We start from the raw sequence: 19,665 nt of genomic DNA on the forward strand, positions 1-19,665 counted from the left end.
GAAGAATAATAAATCTCTTTTGGTATACTTTCTTTAGTTTGGAAATGTGCTTTAGAGTACTTTACATAATGGTTTTTAACAACTTTTGCTTCTGGAACAATAGTGTTTTTTTGTTCTAATTTTGGCCTAGCACTAGAAGGGGGTATGAATTTTACATTGTCTTGGTAATTAGGATCTAAGGTGTCAGCTTGTACACTGTGTGACGAAACAAAGGTGCTTAGACTACTTCCCGCGATTAAAGTTGCAAATACTAACTTTGAGAATTTTGTTAATCTACTCATTCTATAATCTCCTTTTTATTATTTTGTAAGGTATCTCCTTACACCTCACAGTCTATATCCACTACAAAAGGGTGTACATACATATTGATAGACAAAATTCTACAAAATACCGCATGTTTTTGGGATTTATGTATAATAATCCAATGTCTAATAATCTATTAAAAGTAAGAAGATAGGTCTTATATAAAAGAAAATGAATAATTTATGCAGGTAATGTATATGGGATTATTGTTTAAATATTCTAAAATGAGTTGATAAAGATGTTGGTAGGTTTTTTGGAAAACAAATAATTCCCTAGGTGAAATTTGGAAGGAAGATTCTCTGTTAGAGTTTTTATAAGGGAATTCATTTTCGTAGATTCAAAATGTAAAAATAACTAAAAGAGCAAGTGTTTCAATGGGTAAAAAGCTATGTTGAGTCTTTTTTCTCTGTCGGTGGTCGTCTAATCAATGAAATGACGGATGCTTATGATAGTTTGTGTCTAGCAACATTCGTGTATAAACGAATGAATTAAGAAAAGGGTGAAATATTGGATAACTCGAAATGGATGCCTTTAAGTAATGTTGATGAGGAAATTTGGATAGGAGCAAGAGTTAGGTTGTACAATGTTGGTATGAATAGAGAAGATAAAGAAAATAATTTCTATGAATATATTATTTCTTATATCTACGACAACACTAACTACTTACAACTAACTAATTTAACAACAGGAAAAGCAGGTTATATTATTTGTGTCATTGAAAAAGAATTACCAAATAATTATGCTTTGGGCAGAACATTAAAGCAAAGAATAGGTTTAGAAAATACCTATTTTAGATTTGAATAATCAACAAATAAGGGAAGCACCAACTCTAAGGTGTCTTCCCTTATTTTATACTTTTTATCAATAATCAATATTAACAGACCCTAATTGATGAAAGTGAGAAAAATGATAAACACTCTTCTCACTTTCATCAATTAGGGTGGCATATACATAAATATGCGTTTGGGTGGATTTTGGATGAAAAATCCACATGCATAGTATAACAAAAAAATTATGGCTTTTCGCATGTAATATTGCATATGAAAAATAGTAAAGTTTTAAATTTTAATATTAACAACTTATATATATGTGTTACAATGTAATTCTCTAATTTATTTTATTCTCCTATTTAGAATTTATAGTTTAGTGATTCAATAATACAAAAGTGGTTGTAATAAATAGATAAAACGATGAAATAATACAGTTAGAATGGTTAAAAGGCAGTTAAATATAAGTATTGAAAGAAATAAATTTACTTATTTATGTTTAGTGAATGTAATATGGTAAGAATTTCATCCGATTGGATTAGCGCTAAACTAGATTTTTATCCAAACAAATCCAATAATTATTTTTTAAATGAAGTATATGTTGCATCAAGTTTATTTGGAATAATTCGTAGTCTAATAATTGCTGAATCTAGAAAAATAACATATTCGAAAGGAGAGCAGATAAAACTCTGTCTGTGAAAATTAAATCTCTAAATTATAAAGTACGGATAATAGGATGTAATTGTGGTTTCATTTCGAATGGTACCATAAATGAATGTGGAAAAGTAAAGGAGAAAAATTTAAATAAACTATATAAGTAGTAAAAATGAAAAGGAGAAGTAGCTAGTGTTTAATATAAAAGAAAGATTGGGGCAAATAAAGCTTAAAACGAAGTTGTCTATGGCATTTATAGCAATATTAATTATACCAAGCCTTATCGTAGGAGTATCATCTTATAATAAAGCAAAAACAGATCTTAATGAAACAATTCTACAATCAGCAAAAGATAATATAAGTATTTTAGATAAGATTGTTGATGATGAATTAGAAAATAAGCATACAGATATCACTCATTTTGCAAAGGTACTCACACAAGGGGATTATAATCCTGAACAATCGCAAAATGTACAGAATAAATTTGATCAATATATACAGTTACATCCAGAGATAGAAACGATTTATACGGCATCCAGTAACAATCAATTTATTCATGCACCTGTTGGAAAAATACCAGAAGGGTTTAATCCGCTAGAAAGCAGTTGGTACAAGGATGCAGTAAAAGCAGATGGAGAGATTATTGTTTCATCTCCATATAAATCAAAGTCTACAGGAAATATGGTAATTGCAATTGCAAAGCAGAATGCAGATAAAAGTGGTGTCATTGGCGTAGATTTGAATATTAAAGATATCGTAAAAACATCCAAAATGATAAAAATTGGGAAGCAAGGATTTGTATCTATAGTTAGTCAAGATAAAACTATAGTTGTTCATCCATCACTAAAACCTGGAGAGAAATTAGATAAAACTTTAGTGGATGAATTGTACAAGACAGAAGATGGAGTAATTACTTATAGCCTCAATGGTGAAGATCGAAACATAAGCTTTAAGACAAATAAAAAAACAGGTTGGAAAATAGCTGGCGTAATGCCTACGAAAGAAATTGAAGAAGCTACCAATCCTATTTTTTATAAAACGCTCACTATAATAGGTGCTTCATTATTGTTAGGTGGAATTGTAATTCTATTCATACTCAAATCTATAATTACTCCACTAAGACAATTAGTCATTTCAGCTCAAAGAATTAGTCAAGGAGATTTAACCGAGAAAATAGATATTCGTTCAAAGGATGAACTTGGTCAATTAGGTGGTAGTTTCAATACAATGGCAGAGTCGTTACGTAATATTATTTCTCAAATTAACACATCTGCAGGACATGTAGCTGCGTCTTCTGAGGAACTAACTGCTAGCGTAGAGCAAGCAAGTGTTGCGACAGAACAAATTACAAAAGAGATGGAAGAAATCTCGAACAGTGCAGAGGTTCAAAATAATGAAGTTGAGTCTGGAGCTGAATTAATTGGTGAGGTAACACGAAATATTCAATACGTAGCTGAGAATGCTTCTGAAGTATCGGCTTCATCCATATACACTAAACAAAAAGCCAATGAAGGTGAACAATTAGTAGAACAAACTGTAACACAAATGCAGTCTATCCATCACTCTGTTTCTCAATCCGATAATGTCATAAAATTATTAGATAAGAAATCACAGCAAATTGGCAGTATATTAGAAGCGATTCAAAATATTGCGGAACAAACAAATTTATTAGCATTAAATGCAGCGATTGAAGCAGCTAGAGCTGGGGAACAGGGGAGAGGGTTTGCAATTGTTGCCGATGAAGTTAGAAAGTTGGCGGAGCAATCATCCGGATCTTCAATGGAAATTGGAAGTTTAATTAAGGAAATACAAGCAGACGTACATGAGACTGTAAAAGCTATGAATGAAGTAGGCGTAGAAGTACAGTCGGGAATTAAAGTTGCTAACGATACAAAACAAAGTTTTTATGAGATTTCAAAATCTGCAAATGATATTGTGTCAAAAGTGCATGATATGGTGGAACTATCTAATACAATGACTACTGATGCAATGAAAGTCGATACATCGATTGATCAAATAGCTATGGCTGTAAAAGAAAATTCTTCAAGTATGCAAACGATAGCTGGTTCATCTGAGGAACAACATGCTTCTATGGAAGAGATAAATTCTTCAGCAATACAATTAGCACAGATGGCGGAAGAACTTCAAGAGTTAATTGGTGGATTTAAGATTTAAGTTGAGATTCTAGGAGAGAATGCTAGAATCTTGTTACAGAGTGGAAATGAAAAATCTTATAACATAGTAAATAAGTATAATATGTACTCTCTATGCGTATTGAACAGGCAGATAAGCCATTTAAAAACCCTCCATTTGGAGGGTTTTTAAATACATTTACATTAAATTTGTGGTGGTGCACCACCATAATCGCCAACACTATATGAAGGAGCAGGATAATGCCCATGAGTAGCAAGCTGATCTGTTTTAGAAAACTGAAAAATTCCCACCGTTAATACCCCAATAAAAGCAATGCTTGATAATAATAAGCTAATTTTTTTCATTATTTTAACACTCCTTTTGCGATTGATTTTTGTCTTGCTTGATAACAAATATGGAAATAGTCACTTACTTTTTGGTGGTTCTCTAATTGTCTACATTTTGTGGCAAATAATTCGGCGTATTCGACAACATATTCCCATAATTCTTCTTCCTCAAAGTATAAGATTCCTTCTTGAATGATTTTTTCTAATTCTTCCAATGGAATATTTTCATTTAATTTTTTTAAAATAGAGAAGTGGTGTGTATATTCTTCGTTATGAATCTCTCTGCAAATCTGTAGTCCCTTATCAATGAGTTGGCTGGCCGTTGATTGTTCTCCTAACTTATAATGTTCCTTAGCTTGTAGGAAGATGGCCTTGAAGTGTGTAGGGATTTTCTCTGTTACTTCTGAAAGGTGACGAATAGCTAAAGTAGACATACTTTGATCAGAATACAGCCACCCCATAGTATTTTTTACGTATAACAAGGAATCTTCTTCCCTATTTTTTTGTAGTAAATCAATTGCACAATGTAGATATTCTTCTGCTTGTTCGTACTGTTTTAAATAGATGCAGCAACCACCTAGCAAACTATTACAAAAGGCTGTTTTTACTTCATAACCTTCGTACTTTGAAAAGATTGCTCTCGATTTATTTGCGTATTCGATAGAAGCGAGATTGTTATAGGTATGGTGATAGAAAGTAGCAATTCTATAGTAAAATTCGGCGTGTTCAATTTCATCTGGTATAGCTACCAATATTTTTTCTGCTAGTTTATAATGTTCCTCTGCCTCAGTATAATTTGATATAAAAGTGGAATGAATGGATTTGAAAAAATGATAATAGAATTGTAGAAATTGATCTGTAGGCATATCATAATCGCTAATAGTATCAAAACTATTTTGTTGAATACCAAGGCTATCTGTTAAGACCTTGTAACGAAATTCGAGTAGTGAATAGTATAGTAACAAATTTTGATCCTGATGCTCTTGATTCGGTTCAATGCTTAACTTATTAATTTTTTCATCAATTTTCTTTTTTAGATTAGTAGCTTTTATAACTTGCTGAGATAGCATAGATCGATACCAGTCGTTCAATAGAGAGGTTAATTGCTCATTTCCTTTTACTGAGACACTCATAATATACGCCCCCATTTTCTAAAAAAATCCTAATCCAATTTAATTATAAACATCATAACAAAATAGAAGAAAAAATGGAGTGATATTACAATATTTTTCAAGAAAATTCATAAAAAACAATCAATTTGTGTCGAATATACGTAGAATAAAACATCCAAAAATAATCAAAAGATGATATGAGTCTTTATACGTTCTATTAGGTGAACTAAGAAACTGTGATTGAAGATTTATGAAATTTCTTTTTCTTAAAACGATCAATTATGTGTTAATTTTTAGATTATTTTATCGGATAAATATAGTATGTATCACCACCAAATGTATAAATCTTGCGTATGTAAATAAGAAGAGAATAAAGGAAATAAAAAAGAACTTGTAAGAATTCCTACAAGTTCTTTTTTAGATAATGTAAAAGGTGAAACAGACTATGTCATTATTTGTAATAGTAAAATTATCTTACGTATGGTTTTATTTTATAGAAGATGTACTATATTGAAGATTTGTTCTTATTGTTGATTAAAGGGAAATTTAAGACTGGTAAGGGGAAAGTGCATAAAAGAGAAAGTCTCCTTTATTTATTCTGAAAAGATAATTCAAAAAGCTATTTGTGTATAGAATAAGCTATGCATAAATTTATCAACATTGGTGATAATAAATAAGAGAATCAATATATAAGCATAAACTTGTTAAAGCTCAGTGTAATTCTATAAATAGTAGATATAATTATCTGAAAAATAACATTATTTACTTTTCAAGTAGGATAAGTGAAAAAAAAAGGAAGTTTTTCTTTGAAGAAAGCTCTTTTGACAGGAATAGATTTTTTCATAACTAGAACAAATAAATTAATAATCACATATACTGTATTGTCGTTAAAGCAAGACATTATTTTCTCAGAACAAGGGAATCACTAGAAAAATACGTGATTCCTTTATTCTTCAATATAATGTAAATAGTTGATTTGAAATAACCGAAGAAATAAAATTTTTGTTAATGGACAATCACATAATTTTAGGTATAGTAGGTTTATAATTTAGACTATAAAAATTAATGTATCTTTTATTATTTTAGCCAAGAAGACTCCCTGCATAAGGAACTCACAGCAAGTATGGGTAAGTGGGAGTAGTTCAAAGCATGCAATATTGTTTGATTTGGCTAATACATAGATTTCTCATCTCAGAACTGGTGTAAGAATTATAATGTTTATACCATTCTATTGTATTTTCTAAAGTCTGTTGTAGGGACCATTTTGGCTGCCAATTAAGATTGAATTTTGCTTTGCTAATGTCAAGGTTTAGTAAATTTGCTTCATGAAAATTTATTGGACCTATATTTTCTGCTGTCCAATCCCCGCAGCCCCAAATATCTAGTAAACTGGTCACTAATTTTTCTACTGAAACAATATTGCTTAGGGATGGCCCGAAGTTCCATGCTCCTGAAAAAAGGATACCATTATTTATAATTTTTTCTGTAAGGAGTAAATACCCGCTTAAAGGTTCTAGTACATGTTGCCAGGGTCTAATAGCAGTAGGATTTCTAATAATAATCTTTTTGTTTGATTCTAATGCTCGTATACAATCGGGAATAATTCTATCTATTGACCAATCACCACCACCAATTACATTACCAGCTCGAACACTTGCAATTATTTTCTTGTGTTGAGAAAATTTTTCTTCTGAAAAGTAAGAATTACGATAGGAAGAAATTAAAAGTTCGCAGCATCCTTTGCTTGAGCTATATATGTCATGGCCGCCCATAGGGTCAATTTCACGATAACCCCAAGGCCATTCTTTATTTTCATAGCACTTGTCACTTGTCACCATAATTCCTATTTTAGCTGATTCATGTAATCGAATTGCCTCTAGTACATTCATAGTTCCTACAACGTTTACCTCGTATGTTTCTCTAGGATATTCATATGAATACTTAACTAGAGGTTGGGCAGCTAAATGGAATACAATTTCAGGTTTATAATCTGTAAAAACCTTATTTAATTTATTAAAATCTCTAATGTCTCCACGAATATCAATTATATTATTTTGAAGGTTAGTAATGTTAAAGTTATCATTTTTATTTTTAGGATCTAATGAATATCCGATTACAGCAGCACCTAATTCATTCAACCATAGGGATAACCAAGAACCTTTAAAACCAGTATGTCCAGTAATTAAAATTCTTTTTCCGTAAAAAGCATTATTAAAGTTTTGGTTTAACAATTAGTCCACCTCCTTTAGTACCCTATTTTTAGGGAGTTAGGTATAAATGTTTATTATTTTTATACCAATTAACAGTTTTTATAATTCCTTCTTCAATATTAATTCTAGGTTCCCAGGAAAGAGAGTTTTTTATTTTTTGCACATCCGCTTCAGGAACCCATCTTTCATTTGTTCTAGAGGAAATTGCACCGTAATTTGGTCTGGAATTGGTTTTCAAATGTTTGAATAATAATTCTACATAATGTTTCAAGGGGTGAATAGTGCCGCTCCCAATATTAAAGATTTCATTTTGTACAGTAGTATTTTCTACTGCTAGGATACAGGCATCTATTACATTTTCTATATAACAATAATCTCTTAATTGATTACATAAAGTTAAATTTACATCTTTGTTTTGTAATACTCGCAAGATTATATAGCTAAAAATTTTATGCGGCTCTTCGCCTTCTCCGAATATGCCAAAAGGTCTTAATGTTATAAGATTAATATTGTTTTCGCTAGAAATTTGATGGGCCAGTATAGTAGCAGCAGCTTTGGTACTTCCATAGATGTCCACAGGAGTTAGTAACATATTTTCATGAATAGGTTCCATCTTGTTACCGTATTCAGAACTACTCCCAAAATTGATGATTTTTTTACAATTCACCAATTTTGCTGCTTGAATAATGTTACAAGTCCCTATAACATTTGTTTCTATAGCATGGATGTAATCTGTATGGGCAGAATTTACACCATAGGCTGCCAGGTGAAAGATATAATCGGGATTAATTTTCTTTATTGCATCTTGTACTTGTTTTTTATCTCGTATATCTATTTCATAGGTTTCAATATATTTTAGAATATCCTTTAGTCTCCAAGAGTTTGATGGTGTTCTTATGAAAAGAACAATTTTTGCTTGTAAATTTAAAAGTCTTCGTGCCAAGTGAGAACCAATAAAACCGTATCCACCAGTAATAAGGAAAGTTTTATTTTTAAATGAAGCAATCATAGTGATAATCTATCCTTTATTAAGATGTATTTTTAGTTGCTGAAATAAATAGATTTATTTTTAAATAAGGAAAGTATCAGTCTTAATTGTGATGAGGGGAGGGGTATTTAAAATAATTTTTTATTGTTGTTGTATCAATTTGGTCAGCAAATAAAGAGGAGGGAGATTTTTGAAAAGTATTATGAAGGGTATGACATGTCTTGTTCAATTGTTCAATATAAGGAATGTATATATAATCTAAAACTGCTGGAGGTAATTCTAAAGTTTCTTGTTTCCATAAATCGAACTCATTTGGATTAATAATTTGCATACTTCCAAAATGAAAAGCTATTAATTCATCTTGATCAATAAAAACTTTATTATCTGTTTTGGATATAGAACTGCTATTTAAAATGACATTCCAAGGTGCTGCATCAATACCTTTATGAGTCATGATTTTTATATTAGAAAAGATGTTAGGAATGTGATTTAAATATTTTTGGTCACCCCATCTATTCATTTCAACATCATATTGATTATTGCAATATTCTAGGCATTTATCTTTCCACCATGTTAAAATTTCTTTACTATTTTGATCATTTTTGAAGCCTACTAAACCAGCTTGGTATATACCGTGTATGCTTTCAATTTCAGTAGAGCTTCTTTGAGGGCAAAGGAATACAGAGTACTTCCACCATTCATCAAGAATGATATTAGGTGCTGTAAAGAAATACATATCAGCATCACAATATATAATGTGATCAACTTCCGGATAAAGACTAAGGACATGTAGACATAGGGGCGCTTTTAATGTCCAACAATACTCTTGTAAACTTCTATCATTTTTTATACTGAGGAGTTCATGATTTTCAATTTCTTTTACCGGAATTAGTATGGCGTGCTTTAATTTTAATTTCTCTAATATTTGATAAGTTAAATCATCCATACAACAGATCCATACAGTAAATTTAGCGTTGAAATTTTCTAAGGAATAATAAGAGGTCAATCCTTGAATTAATCGTTCTTTACTTATAATCATGGAAAAGTTCATAAAATGATTGGATTGATTCATTTTTCTTCTTAATTGTGAATCTTTATATAAAGTTTGAGCTTTATTTATATCTTTTTTACTTAAAAATTGTTTAGTATCTTTATTGAATTTATCCTTTAATTGCTTTAAAACAAATTGAATTCTCTCTAAATACGGAGTGTAAATATGGTTTAATATATTATTGGGTATTGAAATTTCTCCCAAAGACCAAAGATCAAAATCATTTTCAGTAAAGATAGTAATACATGCAAAATGGTAAACAACTAGTTTGTCGTTTTCAATAAATATATCGTTTTTAGTCTTGTCAATTTTATAATCGTTATTATATATACAGTTCCAAGGCGCAGCATTTATACCTAAGTTATTTGAAATTTTTACTTTTGGAAAATATATAGGGATATAATCTAAATACTTTTGGTCTCCAAATTTCCCCTCCTCAGCCTCGGCACTGCACCAATCTATACATTTATTTTTCCACCATCTTACACTTTTTAGTCCATAGAGATCATTCTTAAATCCAATTAGACCAGCCTGATATTTTCCATACATTTTTTCTACCCAATCACGATCTCTTTGGGGGGTTAGGAAAATAGAATGGTCACCCCATTCCTCAAAAATAATATTAGGGTCAGAGAAAAAGCATAAATCACCATCACAATATAGAATAGATGGTAAATCATAATTGACCAATAAATATTCTATCAAGACAGATTTTAAAGTCCAACAATATTCATTTACTTTTCTTTTTCTCTTAATTGCTTTTAATTCACGATCTTCCAATTCTTCAACTTGTAAAAGGTTTACATTAATTAAACTCATTTCTTTTAATAGTGAATATACAAAAGGATCTATACAACAAATCCACAATGTGAATTTTTCTGAGTACTGCATTAATGATTGCTGTAAAGCAATAATTTTCAAGACATACTCACTACCTACAATGACGCAGAAATGATTATTTAGATCATGTTGTTGATTATAGAATTGGGGATCAATTCTTTTTTGAGTATTTTTTTTGGAGAGATTTGAAGCTTTAATTCCTGTTGAAAGTGGGTTAACTATTTTCTCATTAGAGGGGATATACAATCGAGGTAAACTTATTTTTTTATCATTAGAGTTCAATGCTTATTCAGTCCTCTCCACTAAAATTTATTTGGATTCCAACTTTCATTTACAGTTTTTAAATCTTTAGGTGTATCGACACTAGCCCAAAAGTCATTGTGTTCATAGACTGCGAGCTCATTGTCTTTTATTAAATTTCGAAGAGGATCTTCTTCTAGAACACAATCATCATTATTACTTAAATAATCGAATATTTCTTTGTTAAATACAAAAAAACCGCCATTAATTACTTCATCAAGTAATGGTTTTTCTTTAAAATCAATAGCAATTCCATCTTCGACCGCCAATAGGCCGTATTGACTATTTTTTTTAATTCCAGTTAATGTAGCAATTTTTCCTTTTTCTTTATGGAATGCTATTAGTTGATCAATATCTATATTGGCTAATCCGTCACCATAAGTTAATAAAAAGGTTTCACCCTGTACAAAGGATTCAAGTTTTTTTAGTCTTGCCCCGGTCATTGTATCAATTCCTGTATCTATAAAGTGTATATTCCAATTTTCTAATTTCTGAAGTAGCGTATATTGACTGGTTTTAAAATTCAAACTAAAGTCATTCTCTTTCCAGCTAAAGTCCATAAAATATTCCTTAATTTTCTCACCTTTATATCCTAAGGGCAAAATGAAATCAGAATGTCCATATTTTCTATACCAATTCATTATATGCAAGAGGAGAGGCTTTCCTTGAACTCGAACTAATGGTTTGGGAATGTCCTCTAAAATTCCTTGCATCCGAAGCCCTTTTCCGCCACACAAAATTATGACTTTCATAGATTTATTTCCTTCCTCTCTATATATTTTACTAATTTAAACTATGTAGTTTGTTTGGTAAATGTATACACGGTTGTACCATAATGACAATCAACTAAAAAAATATGTTAGATTTATAATTCAGATGCTGATTAAACGTGGAGAATACACATTGTAGTTTATCATTAATTATATGTAAATTAGGTTCTTTTAAAATCTATGCTTTAGTTTATTTAATATTAATGAAAGAAATTGCTTGTTCTTAAGATAAAAGAAGGGGAAGGAAATCAAGGGAATTGAAGAAGCTTATAATGAAATATCCAAGAAGACAAAATATAAGATAAAGTATGGAAGTAAGTAGTCGTGAATGCACTACATAAGCAGAATATGCTGATCGCATAAATGATTATACAGAAATCAACAGAAGAATAACAAAGGGAATTAGTCATTTGAAGGAAAATGGAACAACTATTTTTACATTTTATAAATTCAAAAAAGAGCACCGCATAAAGGTGCTCTAGTGATGGAACTAATTTTGTAAAGAACTATTTATTCAATAAAGAAGGACTTACGAATTATTATATGAACGTTTTGTTAATTAAGTGTGTATCAATTAGACAGGAATTTTATTTCTCTACACCTATTTGATTTTACGGGCCAAATCATGTTAAAAGTAAGAAGGAAATTATTAAGTTAATGTTATTTTGTTTAAAATAACATCCCAATCGGAATCATCACCTTCCCATCTATCCTGATAACGTGGGAGTTCAATTGAACAAACCCGCGATATTCCCCAATTTTGTTCAACAATATTAGATATACCCTCCTTGAAATTAACAATAAGGATATTAAAATCCTTATTTGTAATTTTAGATAATACGTTTTGTAATTCAACCGCTTCATCTCGATTTCCCCAAATTCTAATGAATAAAATGGATTCACTACTATTTATTTTTTCAAGGAATTGATTAATTCTAGTGTCTAATTTAGCTTTAAAAGAAGGATAGGTTGATTTCAAATCCTTTTCTGAATTAATAGGAAAATCATGCATTGAAAAACAATTATAATAAGTGTCCTTTATACAGTAGGTAATTCGTTCTGCCCATTTAATTTGATTATCAAATTCTGATTCAATAAGACCGTAACTTTCTGAACCTTCTATAATCATATTTTCCAACTTCATAAATTTTTTAAATCGATTTTGAAGTAATCTGTTTACATCTGAAAGTGATGGATAATAAAACCAATCTAAAGGTCCAGAAAATGTTCTTAAATTGTGTCTTTTGATTTGGTTGGTGACTTGACACAATCCTCCTAAACTTACAATTACGCCATAGGATTTTTGTATATCTTCTAGGTTCATCCTCATCATCCTTTATAAAAGTAATTTAAATTATCTGTTCAGTATATGATGCAATAACATATTGATGTGGACCTATATATCACAGTACATAGAGCTAAGACATTTGTATAAATTTAAAAAGTCAAATACCTAAGTTGAGGGATTTCATCTTTGATGTTATATCATGGAGTTACTATTGGAATGAAAGCTGGTAGGGATATTGCGCCAGAGTTATATTTTCTGCAGTAACTTAATTTAGAAAACTGTTCTTGATTACTGTAGTAAAATTGTTGTTTTTTAAACATTACTTATCCGGATTCATGAAAAGTATTTTAATGTATTATTTTATATAACAATATTTAGTTTTAATATTAAAACTAAAATATGGAAGTAACATAGGGGATTCACGCATATAGTAATGTTAATGGTAAAATTAACAAAATTTTCATTTAAATCAGATAAAACTATGATGTTTTTAACTTATAATAATGTTACTACGATGAAAAAATGGCTACTAATTAGTTAATTTAAAAATCAATTTTAGATAGGAAGAGGATAATGAAGACCAGAGATAGTTATAAAATTATTGTAATTGGTGCTGGGACAGCAGGACTATCTTCTACTGCACATTTATTACGAAATGTACCCCTATTGAAAGAAAGTATAGCAATTATTGATCCATCAAAAAAACATTACTTTCAGCCACTATGGAGTTTAGTGGGGGGAGGAATTGTTTCAAAGGAAAGTACGATGCGTAATCAGGAATCGCTTATTCCAAAAGGGGCAACGTGGATCCCTAAAAGTGTTGTTAAGTTATTTCCATCTGAAAATAAGATACTTTTAGATGACGGACTGCTACTTGAGTATGAAATTCTTATTGTAGCAGCTGGTATACAAATAAATTGGGACAGTATTAAAGGCTTAAAAGAGTCTATTGGCACTAATGGGGTATGTAGCAATTATTCTTATACATATGTTGATTCTACTTGGAGAGAAATCGAAAAATTTAAAGGAGGAAATGCGCTTTTTACCCACCCTAATACTCCTATTAAATGCGGTGGTGCTCCACAAAAAATTATGTACTTAGCAGAGGAGTATTTTTGTAATAGTGGTGTAAGAAACAGAAGTAAAGTAATATTTTATTCTGCAAACAATAACATATTTCAGGTTCCACGATATGCAAATACTTTAGAACAAGTACTAGAAAGAAAGCAAATTATAACGAATTATAATAAAAATCTAGTGGAAATTATCGCCGAAAAGAGAGAGGCAATTTTTGAAGATACGCAAACACTAAAAAGAGAAACCGTACCATATAGTATGATACATGTTGTTCCGCCAATGGGGCCACCTAATTTTATTAAAGAGAGTGAGATAAGTGATCATCAGGGGTGGGTAGATATAAGCCCTTATACTTTGCAGCATGTGCAATATAAAAATATTTTTGGACTTGGAGATTGTACCAATTTACCTACCTCTAAAACTGGAGCAGCAATTCGAAAACAAATACCCGTCTTAAAACAAAATATTATGGACGTACTTAGCGGAAGAGATTTACAGGCTAAATATGATGGATATACATCATGTCCGATTGTTACAGGATATAAAAGTCTTATACTTGCTGAATTTAACTATGAACATGAGCCTCAAGAAACGTTTCCATTTAATCAAGCGAAAGAACGGTATAGTATGTTTTTACTTAAAAGATATATGTTGCCATATATGTATTGGAATTTAATGCTGAAAGGGATTCTATAGGAGAAGATAAAAAGTGGTTACAAAAATTGAAAATTAATTTGAAATAACTAATTGGAGGGAATAGCTATGCTTTTAAAATATTTTTATGATGAAAAATTAGCACATGCTTCCTATTTAGTCGGTTGTCAGAAAGAAGGCGTAGCAATCGTTATTGATCCTAGTCGCTATATAGAACAATATATAGAATTTGCTAAGAAAGAGGGGATGGAAGTAATTGCTGCGGCTGAGACTCATATTCATGCTGATTTTCTTTCTGGGTCTAGAGAATTTTCTAATCTTTACCATGCAAATTTATATGTATCTGATGAAGGAGATTGTGATTGGAAATATCAATATCTTAACGAAGGTCGATACAAATTGGTTAGAGAGGGCACAGAGTTTAAAGTAGGTCATATAAAATTTAATGTAATTCACACCCCAGGGCATACGCCTGAAAGTATTTCTTTTTTAGTAACTGATACAAGTCAAAATAATTATACGAATGATAAACCGATAGGAATATTCACAGGTGATTTTATATTTGTAGGAGATATAGGAAGACCGGATTTATTAGAAACTGCAGTCGGTATTAAAGATACTGCAAAAATAGGAGCGAAACAATTATTTGATTCTATACAAAAAATAAAAATACTTCCTGATTATTTGCAAATATGGCCATCACATGGTGCGGGAAGCGCATGTGGAAAAGCATTAGGAGCAATTCCAACTTCTACATTAGGTTATGAAAAGATGTTCAATTGGGCATTTCGGTGTAATGAAGAAAGTGATTTTATATCGACTTTATTGACGGGACAGCCAGAGCCTCCAAAGTATTTTTCATTAATGAAGAATTTAAATAAGTATGGTCCGCCAATTCGTAAGAAGAGAAAAAGTACTGCTATTAATACAGTAGAAGAACTTCAAGAAATTTTGAAGAGCGTTTATCAAATAGTTGATATAAGGGATGTAGAGAGTTTTGCTGCAGGTCATATCGAGAAGTCAATTAACATACCTTATAACAATTCTTTCACAACTTGGTGTGGATGGTTATTAGATTATAAAAAAGAAACTTTAATAATTCTAGATGAGGAAAAAGTTAAAGTAGAGGCAGTTATTAGAGAATTTGAATCTATTGGGTTAGATAATATTATTGCTTTTGCACCTTTAAAAGTAATACAAAGACTTGATAGATTTGAAAGTTACAAAGAAAAAACATCGATTGAATTATATCCGCATATAAAAGGTGGAAGCGTTAAGGTTATCGATGTGCGTAGTAAAAAAGAGTGGGAGGAAGGACACCTTCATGATGCAATACATATCACTTTAGGTAATCTATTTGAACAACTAGATTATATACCGAAAGATTTTCCAATAGTTTTGCAATGTCGAACCGGATTACGTTCCGCTATAGCAGCTAGTATTTTACAAAGAGCTGGTATAAAGGAAGTAGTGAATTTAAAGGGAGGATTTCTTGCATGGAAAGAAGAAGGGCTTCCTTATACAACATGCAATCTCAATGTGTAGGAAAATATTATATGCTAGGTAAGAATAATTAAAAGAAGTTATAGATGACGTGTTAGAAAAGGGAATCATAATTGTCGCAGATTCAGGAAATACATTAGGATTATTAATTGATTATCCAGTTAAATATGAAAATGTAATATTTGTTTTAGCATTAAATAATTTAACATTGGATCCATCTTTTATGGAATGGCAGTGTTGGAAGTACTTAGGTATTATCAATAAGAACCCAATTTAAAATTCTCTTGGATGCAAGAGAATTTTTTTATTGGGAATAGTAAGGGGGAGGGGAGGTGCATTACATATGGGAAAAGGTAGAAGTAATAATGCTGGTAAAAAGCAACCGAATTTTGATGATTCATCTAATTTTGCTAAACAAAGCCAACCGACAGAAAAGAAGAAGAAATAAGAACAGGAGCTCTCTTGATAAAGGGAGCTCCTGTTAAAAGTGGACTGACGTTTCAGAATAACATATCGATGGATTAACCCAATAGCCATAAATACAAGGTTTTAATTTTTCGAAGGGCACCTAATTTAATATTATTGTCCCGCTTTTTTATACTTATTGACGCGTTAAATCCATTTAAAATGCTCCTTAATGGCGTTGGGCGTGACCTTCATTAAAATTTTTTAAACCTAATGGGACTTACCATTAAGAGGGCGAGGATTAAAGTAATCCATGCATTACTATATGAAAACAATGCCATACCAGCCAATGATAATCCTGCAGCTGGAATAGGTAATCCCTTAAAATATCCAATAGTTGGTTTAATACTAAATTTAGCTAATCTTAAAGCACCCATTGTTGGGAATAGGATAAATGCCAAAGAAGTTAAAATAGAAGGTGTTGCTATCGTATGAAATAAAAGCGCAGGAGCGACGCCGAAACTAACAATATCAGCTAAGGAATCCAATTCTACGCCAAACTCACTGTTCACTTTTAATTTTCTTGCAATTCTTCCATCAAGAAAATCTAAAACAGCTGAAAAGAAAATGAGAATGGAGGCTGCTCCTAAATATTCACTCATATTCAAGGTGATTGAGAAAACACCGCACAATAAATTTCCAATCGTAAATAAATTCGGTATAACTTTTACAAGCTGATTAAACAAGTTTGTTCCTCCTAAATTAATTAAACTTCACATTTCTGTAGCAATTTCTATATATTCTTCCGTTATTCTTAAAAATATATGACCACTGTATTACTGTAAGCTAATTAAATTTCGATAAGAGAAAAATTGATTTCTTAAATGTTCCACGGGTTTATAAAAATGTTTAATCATTTTCAGTACGCGTTATTGAATATTAGCACCTGATAGTTGATATTTCGAGTAGTCAGGGATTTTCCGGTTCTGGTGCAAAAAATTAAAGGTAATTAAAAATAATCTCTAAAAAGGAGACATAATGATACTATTATTTTAAAAAGGTTCGTGGTTGGTATCGAATATAAAAAAATAGAATTTTTATACAAAAATCACCCGAAAGGGTGCCTTTTGTACCTCTTAAAATGACTGAAGATGTGTTTACTTGAGTTCATTAGGTAGTTAGAGGTTGATAGACTATCTTTAACGAAAATGTTGAGTAGTTCATCTTCATTATATATCAATTTAATAATGATTGGGGATTTAGAAAGTTCCATGGAAAGTACATATCAACCTGATTGGAAGATTGGAAATTTAATAACTGGTGATACATTTTACTTAACGCAACATTTTGGTGCGCAAATGAAAATTTTTAAAGTCCACACAAATGGTACCCTAGAACGATTCCAAACAATAGAACCAGAATTAAAATAAAATTTTTGTAGCATCAATTAAATTCATTTCTTTTTATGCAAACACACTTTCAGCGGAACTAACTTCTTCACTATTTTGCGCTGGAAAGACTGTATAAAAAATGGTTACGTTTTCTGATCTTGAAATAACCCTCTCAAATTGCAATCCTGCTTTTTCTAAAAGCTTTACTGCATCAACAATAGAAGTAATTGCTACAAAAGTTTTTCAAATAAAATTTATAAAAGCTTGATAGGTAATACCAAGGGAAAAGACCGTAGCTACTATATGTGCAGTCCATTTAGGCATATTTAAATTTAATACGGTATTGTACAACATTCCATATACGATACAAATGATTAATATGAATGCAATGAATTGAAGAACTAATAAAAATAGCGGTTGTTCCATTTATTCTCACTTCCTTTATTTGATATATTAATATAATTTATTTAAATGTGAAAGTTTTATTTCTATGAATTTCCAAAAAATGTGATATGAAAGGCATAGTAGTAATCACAAGAATTACTGCAAAACTATAAATGGAACTAAAAGTATTATGACGAGATCAGTAAAATAGTAAAGAAGGTCACCATTCACGGCGACCTTCTTTACTATGCGTTATACCCAAATAATTTTAAATCTTCTCCTGAATCTGAAATGATTTTCTCAAATCGTAATCCTACTTTTTCTAAAAGCTTTCCTGAGGCGATGTTATCTACAGAAGTAATTGCTACAATTCGTTTCATGCCGAGCTTTTGTACACCGTATTCGATTATCGCAGAAGCTGACTCGTAGCCATATCCTTTTGAACGGAATGTCTCTAAAAAGGCAAACCCGATATCAACGTCTTCTAATGAATCTCTTTTAATAAGGCCACACATACCAAGTGGAGTGAGATCTTTTTTTCGTTCTACTAAGTAAAGGCCGAATCCAAGTTTGTTATACATATCGATGGGACCGTTTACAATATAATTTTTTGCATCTTCTAAGTTACTAACTCCTTTGTCACCGATAAACTGAATCCATGCAGGATCGTTTACTAACTCAAGAATAAAAGGAGCGTCTTTTATATCAAACCAGCGAAGATTAAGACGTTCAGTTTCAAGAACTATCAATAATTACACCACCTTTAAAAAGTTATAACAATTAGTATGGATTGTGTAAAACAAAAGTGCAACATATTTTAATGGGGGTGTTTGTTCACATAAAGTTCGTTTGTTTTGTATAGAGAGATATCTTATAATTAGGATTAATTGTAAAGAGTGAGATGCTTATACAATGACTCCTAGGTGACTAGGAGTTTTTACTATATAACTATCATTATTACTAAATATGACACACTATACATTCTACTCAAGGAGGTACATAATGAAGAAATTATATAATGCATCGTTTACGTATTTGATTATCGGTTTATTATCAGGGATTTTCGCTAGGGAGTATGGTAAGTATAAAGGGATTTTAGGGTCTACTTTGTTAAATCTTTTGCATACGCATACACTTGTACTTGGCTTTTTCTTTTTTTTAATTGCTTTAGGATTAGCAAAAGTATTCGCGTTTCATGAAGTGCAAGGGTTTAATAAGTGGTTTGTTTTACATAATATTGCATTAACATTAATGTTAGGTTCGCTAGCAGCGAGAGGGCTTCTTCAGTTAAATGGAGCTGACTTTAAAGGGTTAACTTATATTGTAGGATTTTCTCATTCGTTGATGGCAGTTACTTTAATTTGGTTTATGTTGTTAATAAAGAAATCGTTTAAAATGTAGTGAAAAAGAACTTGTAGCGTGTGCTGCAGGTTCTTTTTTGTATGTTCAGGTTTAATAATCTTATTTTTCTAATTATTTTGTGTAAAG

General features: G+C 30.8%; 17 protein-coding genes. 6 read left to right on the forward strand and 11 right to left on the reverse strand.

Going from position 1 to position 19,665, the window contains the following annotated elements:
• On the reverse strand, positions 1–281 hold a 281-nt coding region (locus QO049_RS19545; RefSeq protein ID WP_284489408.1), incomplete at its 3' end, for a hypothetical protein.
• Positions 282–828: 547 nt separating this feature from the next.
• Here QO049_RS19545 and QO049_RS19550 point away from each other — a divergent pair.
• A complete protein-coding gene (locus QO049_RS19550) occupies positions 829–1,107 on the forward strand; it encodes a hypothetical protein (protein ID WP_033689314.1) in 279 nt (92 codons plus the stop codon).
• Between the two features lie 809 nt (positions 1,108–1,916).
• Positions 1,917–3,899, forward strand: coding sequence for a methyl-accepting chemotaxis protein (locus tag QO049_RS19555; protein ID WP_000481856.1), 1,983 nt, complete (start codon positions 1,917–1,919; stop codon positions 3,897–3,899).
• Positions 3,900–4,060: 161 nt separating this feature from the next.
• Here QO049_RS19555 and QO049_RS19560 read toward each other — a convergent pair whose 3' ends face one another.
• From QO049_RS19560 to QO049_RS19590, 7 genes are all read right to left on the reverse strand, one after another.
• Positions 4,061–4,222, reverse strand: coding sequence for a hypothetical protein (locus QO049_RS19560; RefSeq protein WP_000724116.1), 162 nt, complete (start codon positions 4,220–4,222; stop codon positions 4,061–4,063).
• Positions 4,222–5,337: a Rap family tetratricopeptide repeat protein gene (locus tag QO049_RS19565; RefSeq protein WP_000116962.1), complete on the reverse strand. Its 1,116-nt coding sequence runs from the start codon at positions 5,335–5,337 to the stop codon at positions 4,222–4,224. Before QO049_RS19565 ends, QO049_RS19560 begins: the two co-directional genes overlap by 1 nt.
• Positions 5,338–6,458: 1,121 nt before the next feature.
• Positions 6,459–7,547 carry a CDP-glucose 4,6-dehydratase gene (gene rfbG / locus QO049_RS19570; protein ID WP_000934338.1) on the reverse strand — a complete coding sequence of 363 codons (1,089 nt, stop codon included), beginning with the start codon at positions 7,545–7,547 and terminating at the stop codon, positions 6,459–6,461.
• Between the two features lie 28 nt (positions 7,548–7,575).
• Positions 7,576–8,535, reverse strand: a complete 960-nt coding sequence (locus QO049_RS19575) for an NAD-dependent epimerase/dehydratase family protein (RefSeq protein WP_246960811.1) — start codon at positions 8,533–8,535, stop codon at positions 7,576–7,578.
• A gap of 82 nt (positions 8,536–8,617) precedes the next feature.
• Positions 8,618–10,687 carry a hypothetical protein gene (locus QO049_RS19580; RefSeq protein WP_001087526.1) on the reverse strand — a complete coding sequence of 690 codons (2,070 nt, stop codon included), beginning with the start codon at positions 10,685–10,687 and terminating at the stop codon, positions 8,618–8,620.
• Positions 10,688–10,707: 20 nt separating this feature from the next.
• The gene (locus QO049_RS19585) at positions 10,708–11,457 is read right to left on the reverse strand and encodes a sugar phosphate nucleotidyltransferase (RefSeq protein ID WP_000864432.1); all 750 of its coding nucleotides are present in this window, start codon (positions 11,455–11,457) and stop codon (positions 10,708–10,710) included.
• A gap of 667 nt (positions 11,458–12,124) precedes the next feature.
• Positions 12,125–12,799: a papain-like cysteine peptidase gene (locus tag QO049_RS19590; RefSeq protein ID WP_001047148.1), complete on the reverse strand. Its 675-nt coding sequence runs from the start codon at positions 12,797–12,799 to the stop codon at positions 12,125–12,127.
• A 537-nt stretch (positions 12,800–13,336) separates the two neighbouring features.
• On the opposite strand from QO049_RS19590, the gene QO049_RS19595 reads away from it, so the two are divergent.
• A complete protein-coding gene (locus QO049_RS19595) occupies positions 13,337–14,536 on the forward strand; it encodes an FAD/NAD(P)-binding oxidoreductase (RefSeq protein ID WP_000857316.1) in 1,200 nt (399 codons plus the stop codon).
• Between the two features lie 66 nt (positions 14,537–14,602).
• Complete coding sequence (locus QO049_RS19600; protein WP_246960807.1) at positions 14,603–16,039, forward strand: MBL fold metallo-hydrolase; 1,437 nt, start codon at positions 14,603–14,605, stop codon at positions 16,037–16,039.
• A gap of 617 nt (positions 16,040–16,656) precedes the next feature.
• On the opposite strand, the gene pssA is transcribed toward QO049_RS19600, so the two are convergent.
• Positions 16,657–17,148, reverse strand: a complete 492-nt coding sequence (gene pssA, locus QO049_RS19605) for a CDP-diacylglycerol--serine O-phosphatidyltransferase (RefSeq protein ID WP_000483080.1) — start codon at positions 17,146–17,148, stop codon at positions 16,657–16,659.
• Positions 17,149–17,649: 501 nt separating this feature from the next.
• Here pssA and QO049_RS19610 point away from each other — a divergent pair.
• On the forward strand, positions 17,650–17,832 hold the full coding sequence (locus QO049_RS19610) for a DUF5065 family protein (RefSeq protein ID WP_002000399.1): 183 nt from the start codon (positions 17,650–17,652) through the stop codon (positions 17,830–17,832).
• Between the two features lie 204 nt (positions 17,833–18,036).
• Here the strand turns inward: QO049_RS19610 and QO049_RS19615 are convergent, their stop codons facing one another.
• Together QO049_RS19615 and QO049_RS19620 are read right to left on the reverse strand one after the other, a co-directional pair.
• The gene (locus tag QO049_RS19615; protein ID WP_000437513.1) at positions 18,037–18,219 is read right to left on the reverse strand and encodes a hypothetical protein; all 183 of its coding nucleotides are present in this window, start codon (positions 18,217–18,219) and stop codon (positions 18,037–18,039) included.
• Between the two features lie 203 nt (positions 18,220–18,422).
• Complete coding sequence (locus QO049_RS19620; RefSeq protein ID WP_000636208.1) at positions 18,423–18,926, reverse strand: GNAT family N-acetyltransferase; 504 nt, start codon at positions 18,924–18,926, stop codon at positions 18,423–18,425.
• Positions 18,927–19,179: 253 nt separating this feature from the next.
• On the opposite strand from QO049_RS19620, the gene QO049_RS19625 reads away from it, so the two are divergent.
• Positions 19,180–19,578, forward strand: a complete 399-nt coding sequence (locus tag QO049_RS19625; protein ID WP_000737896.1) for a DUF2871 family protein — start codon at positions 19,180–19,182, stop codon at positions 19,576–19,578.
• Positions 19,579–19,665: the final 87 nt, after the last annotated feature.

The organism is Bacillus sp. RB3 (assembly GCF_030164735.1).
GTDB lineage: Bacteria > Bacillota > Bacilli > Bacillales > Bacillaceae_G > Bacillus_A > Bacillus_A cereus.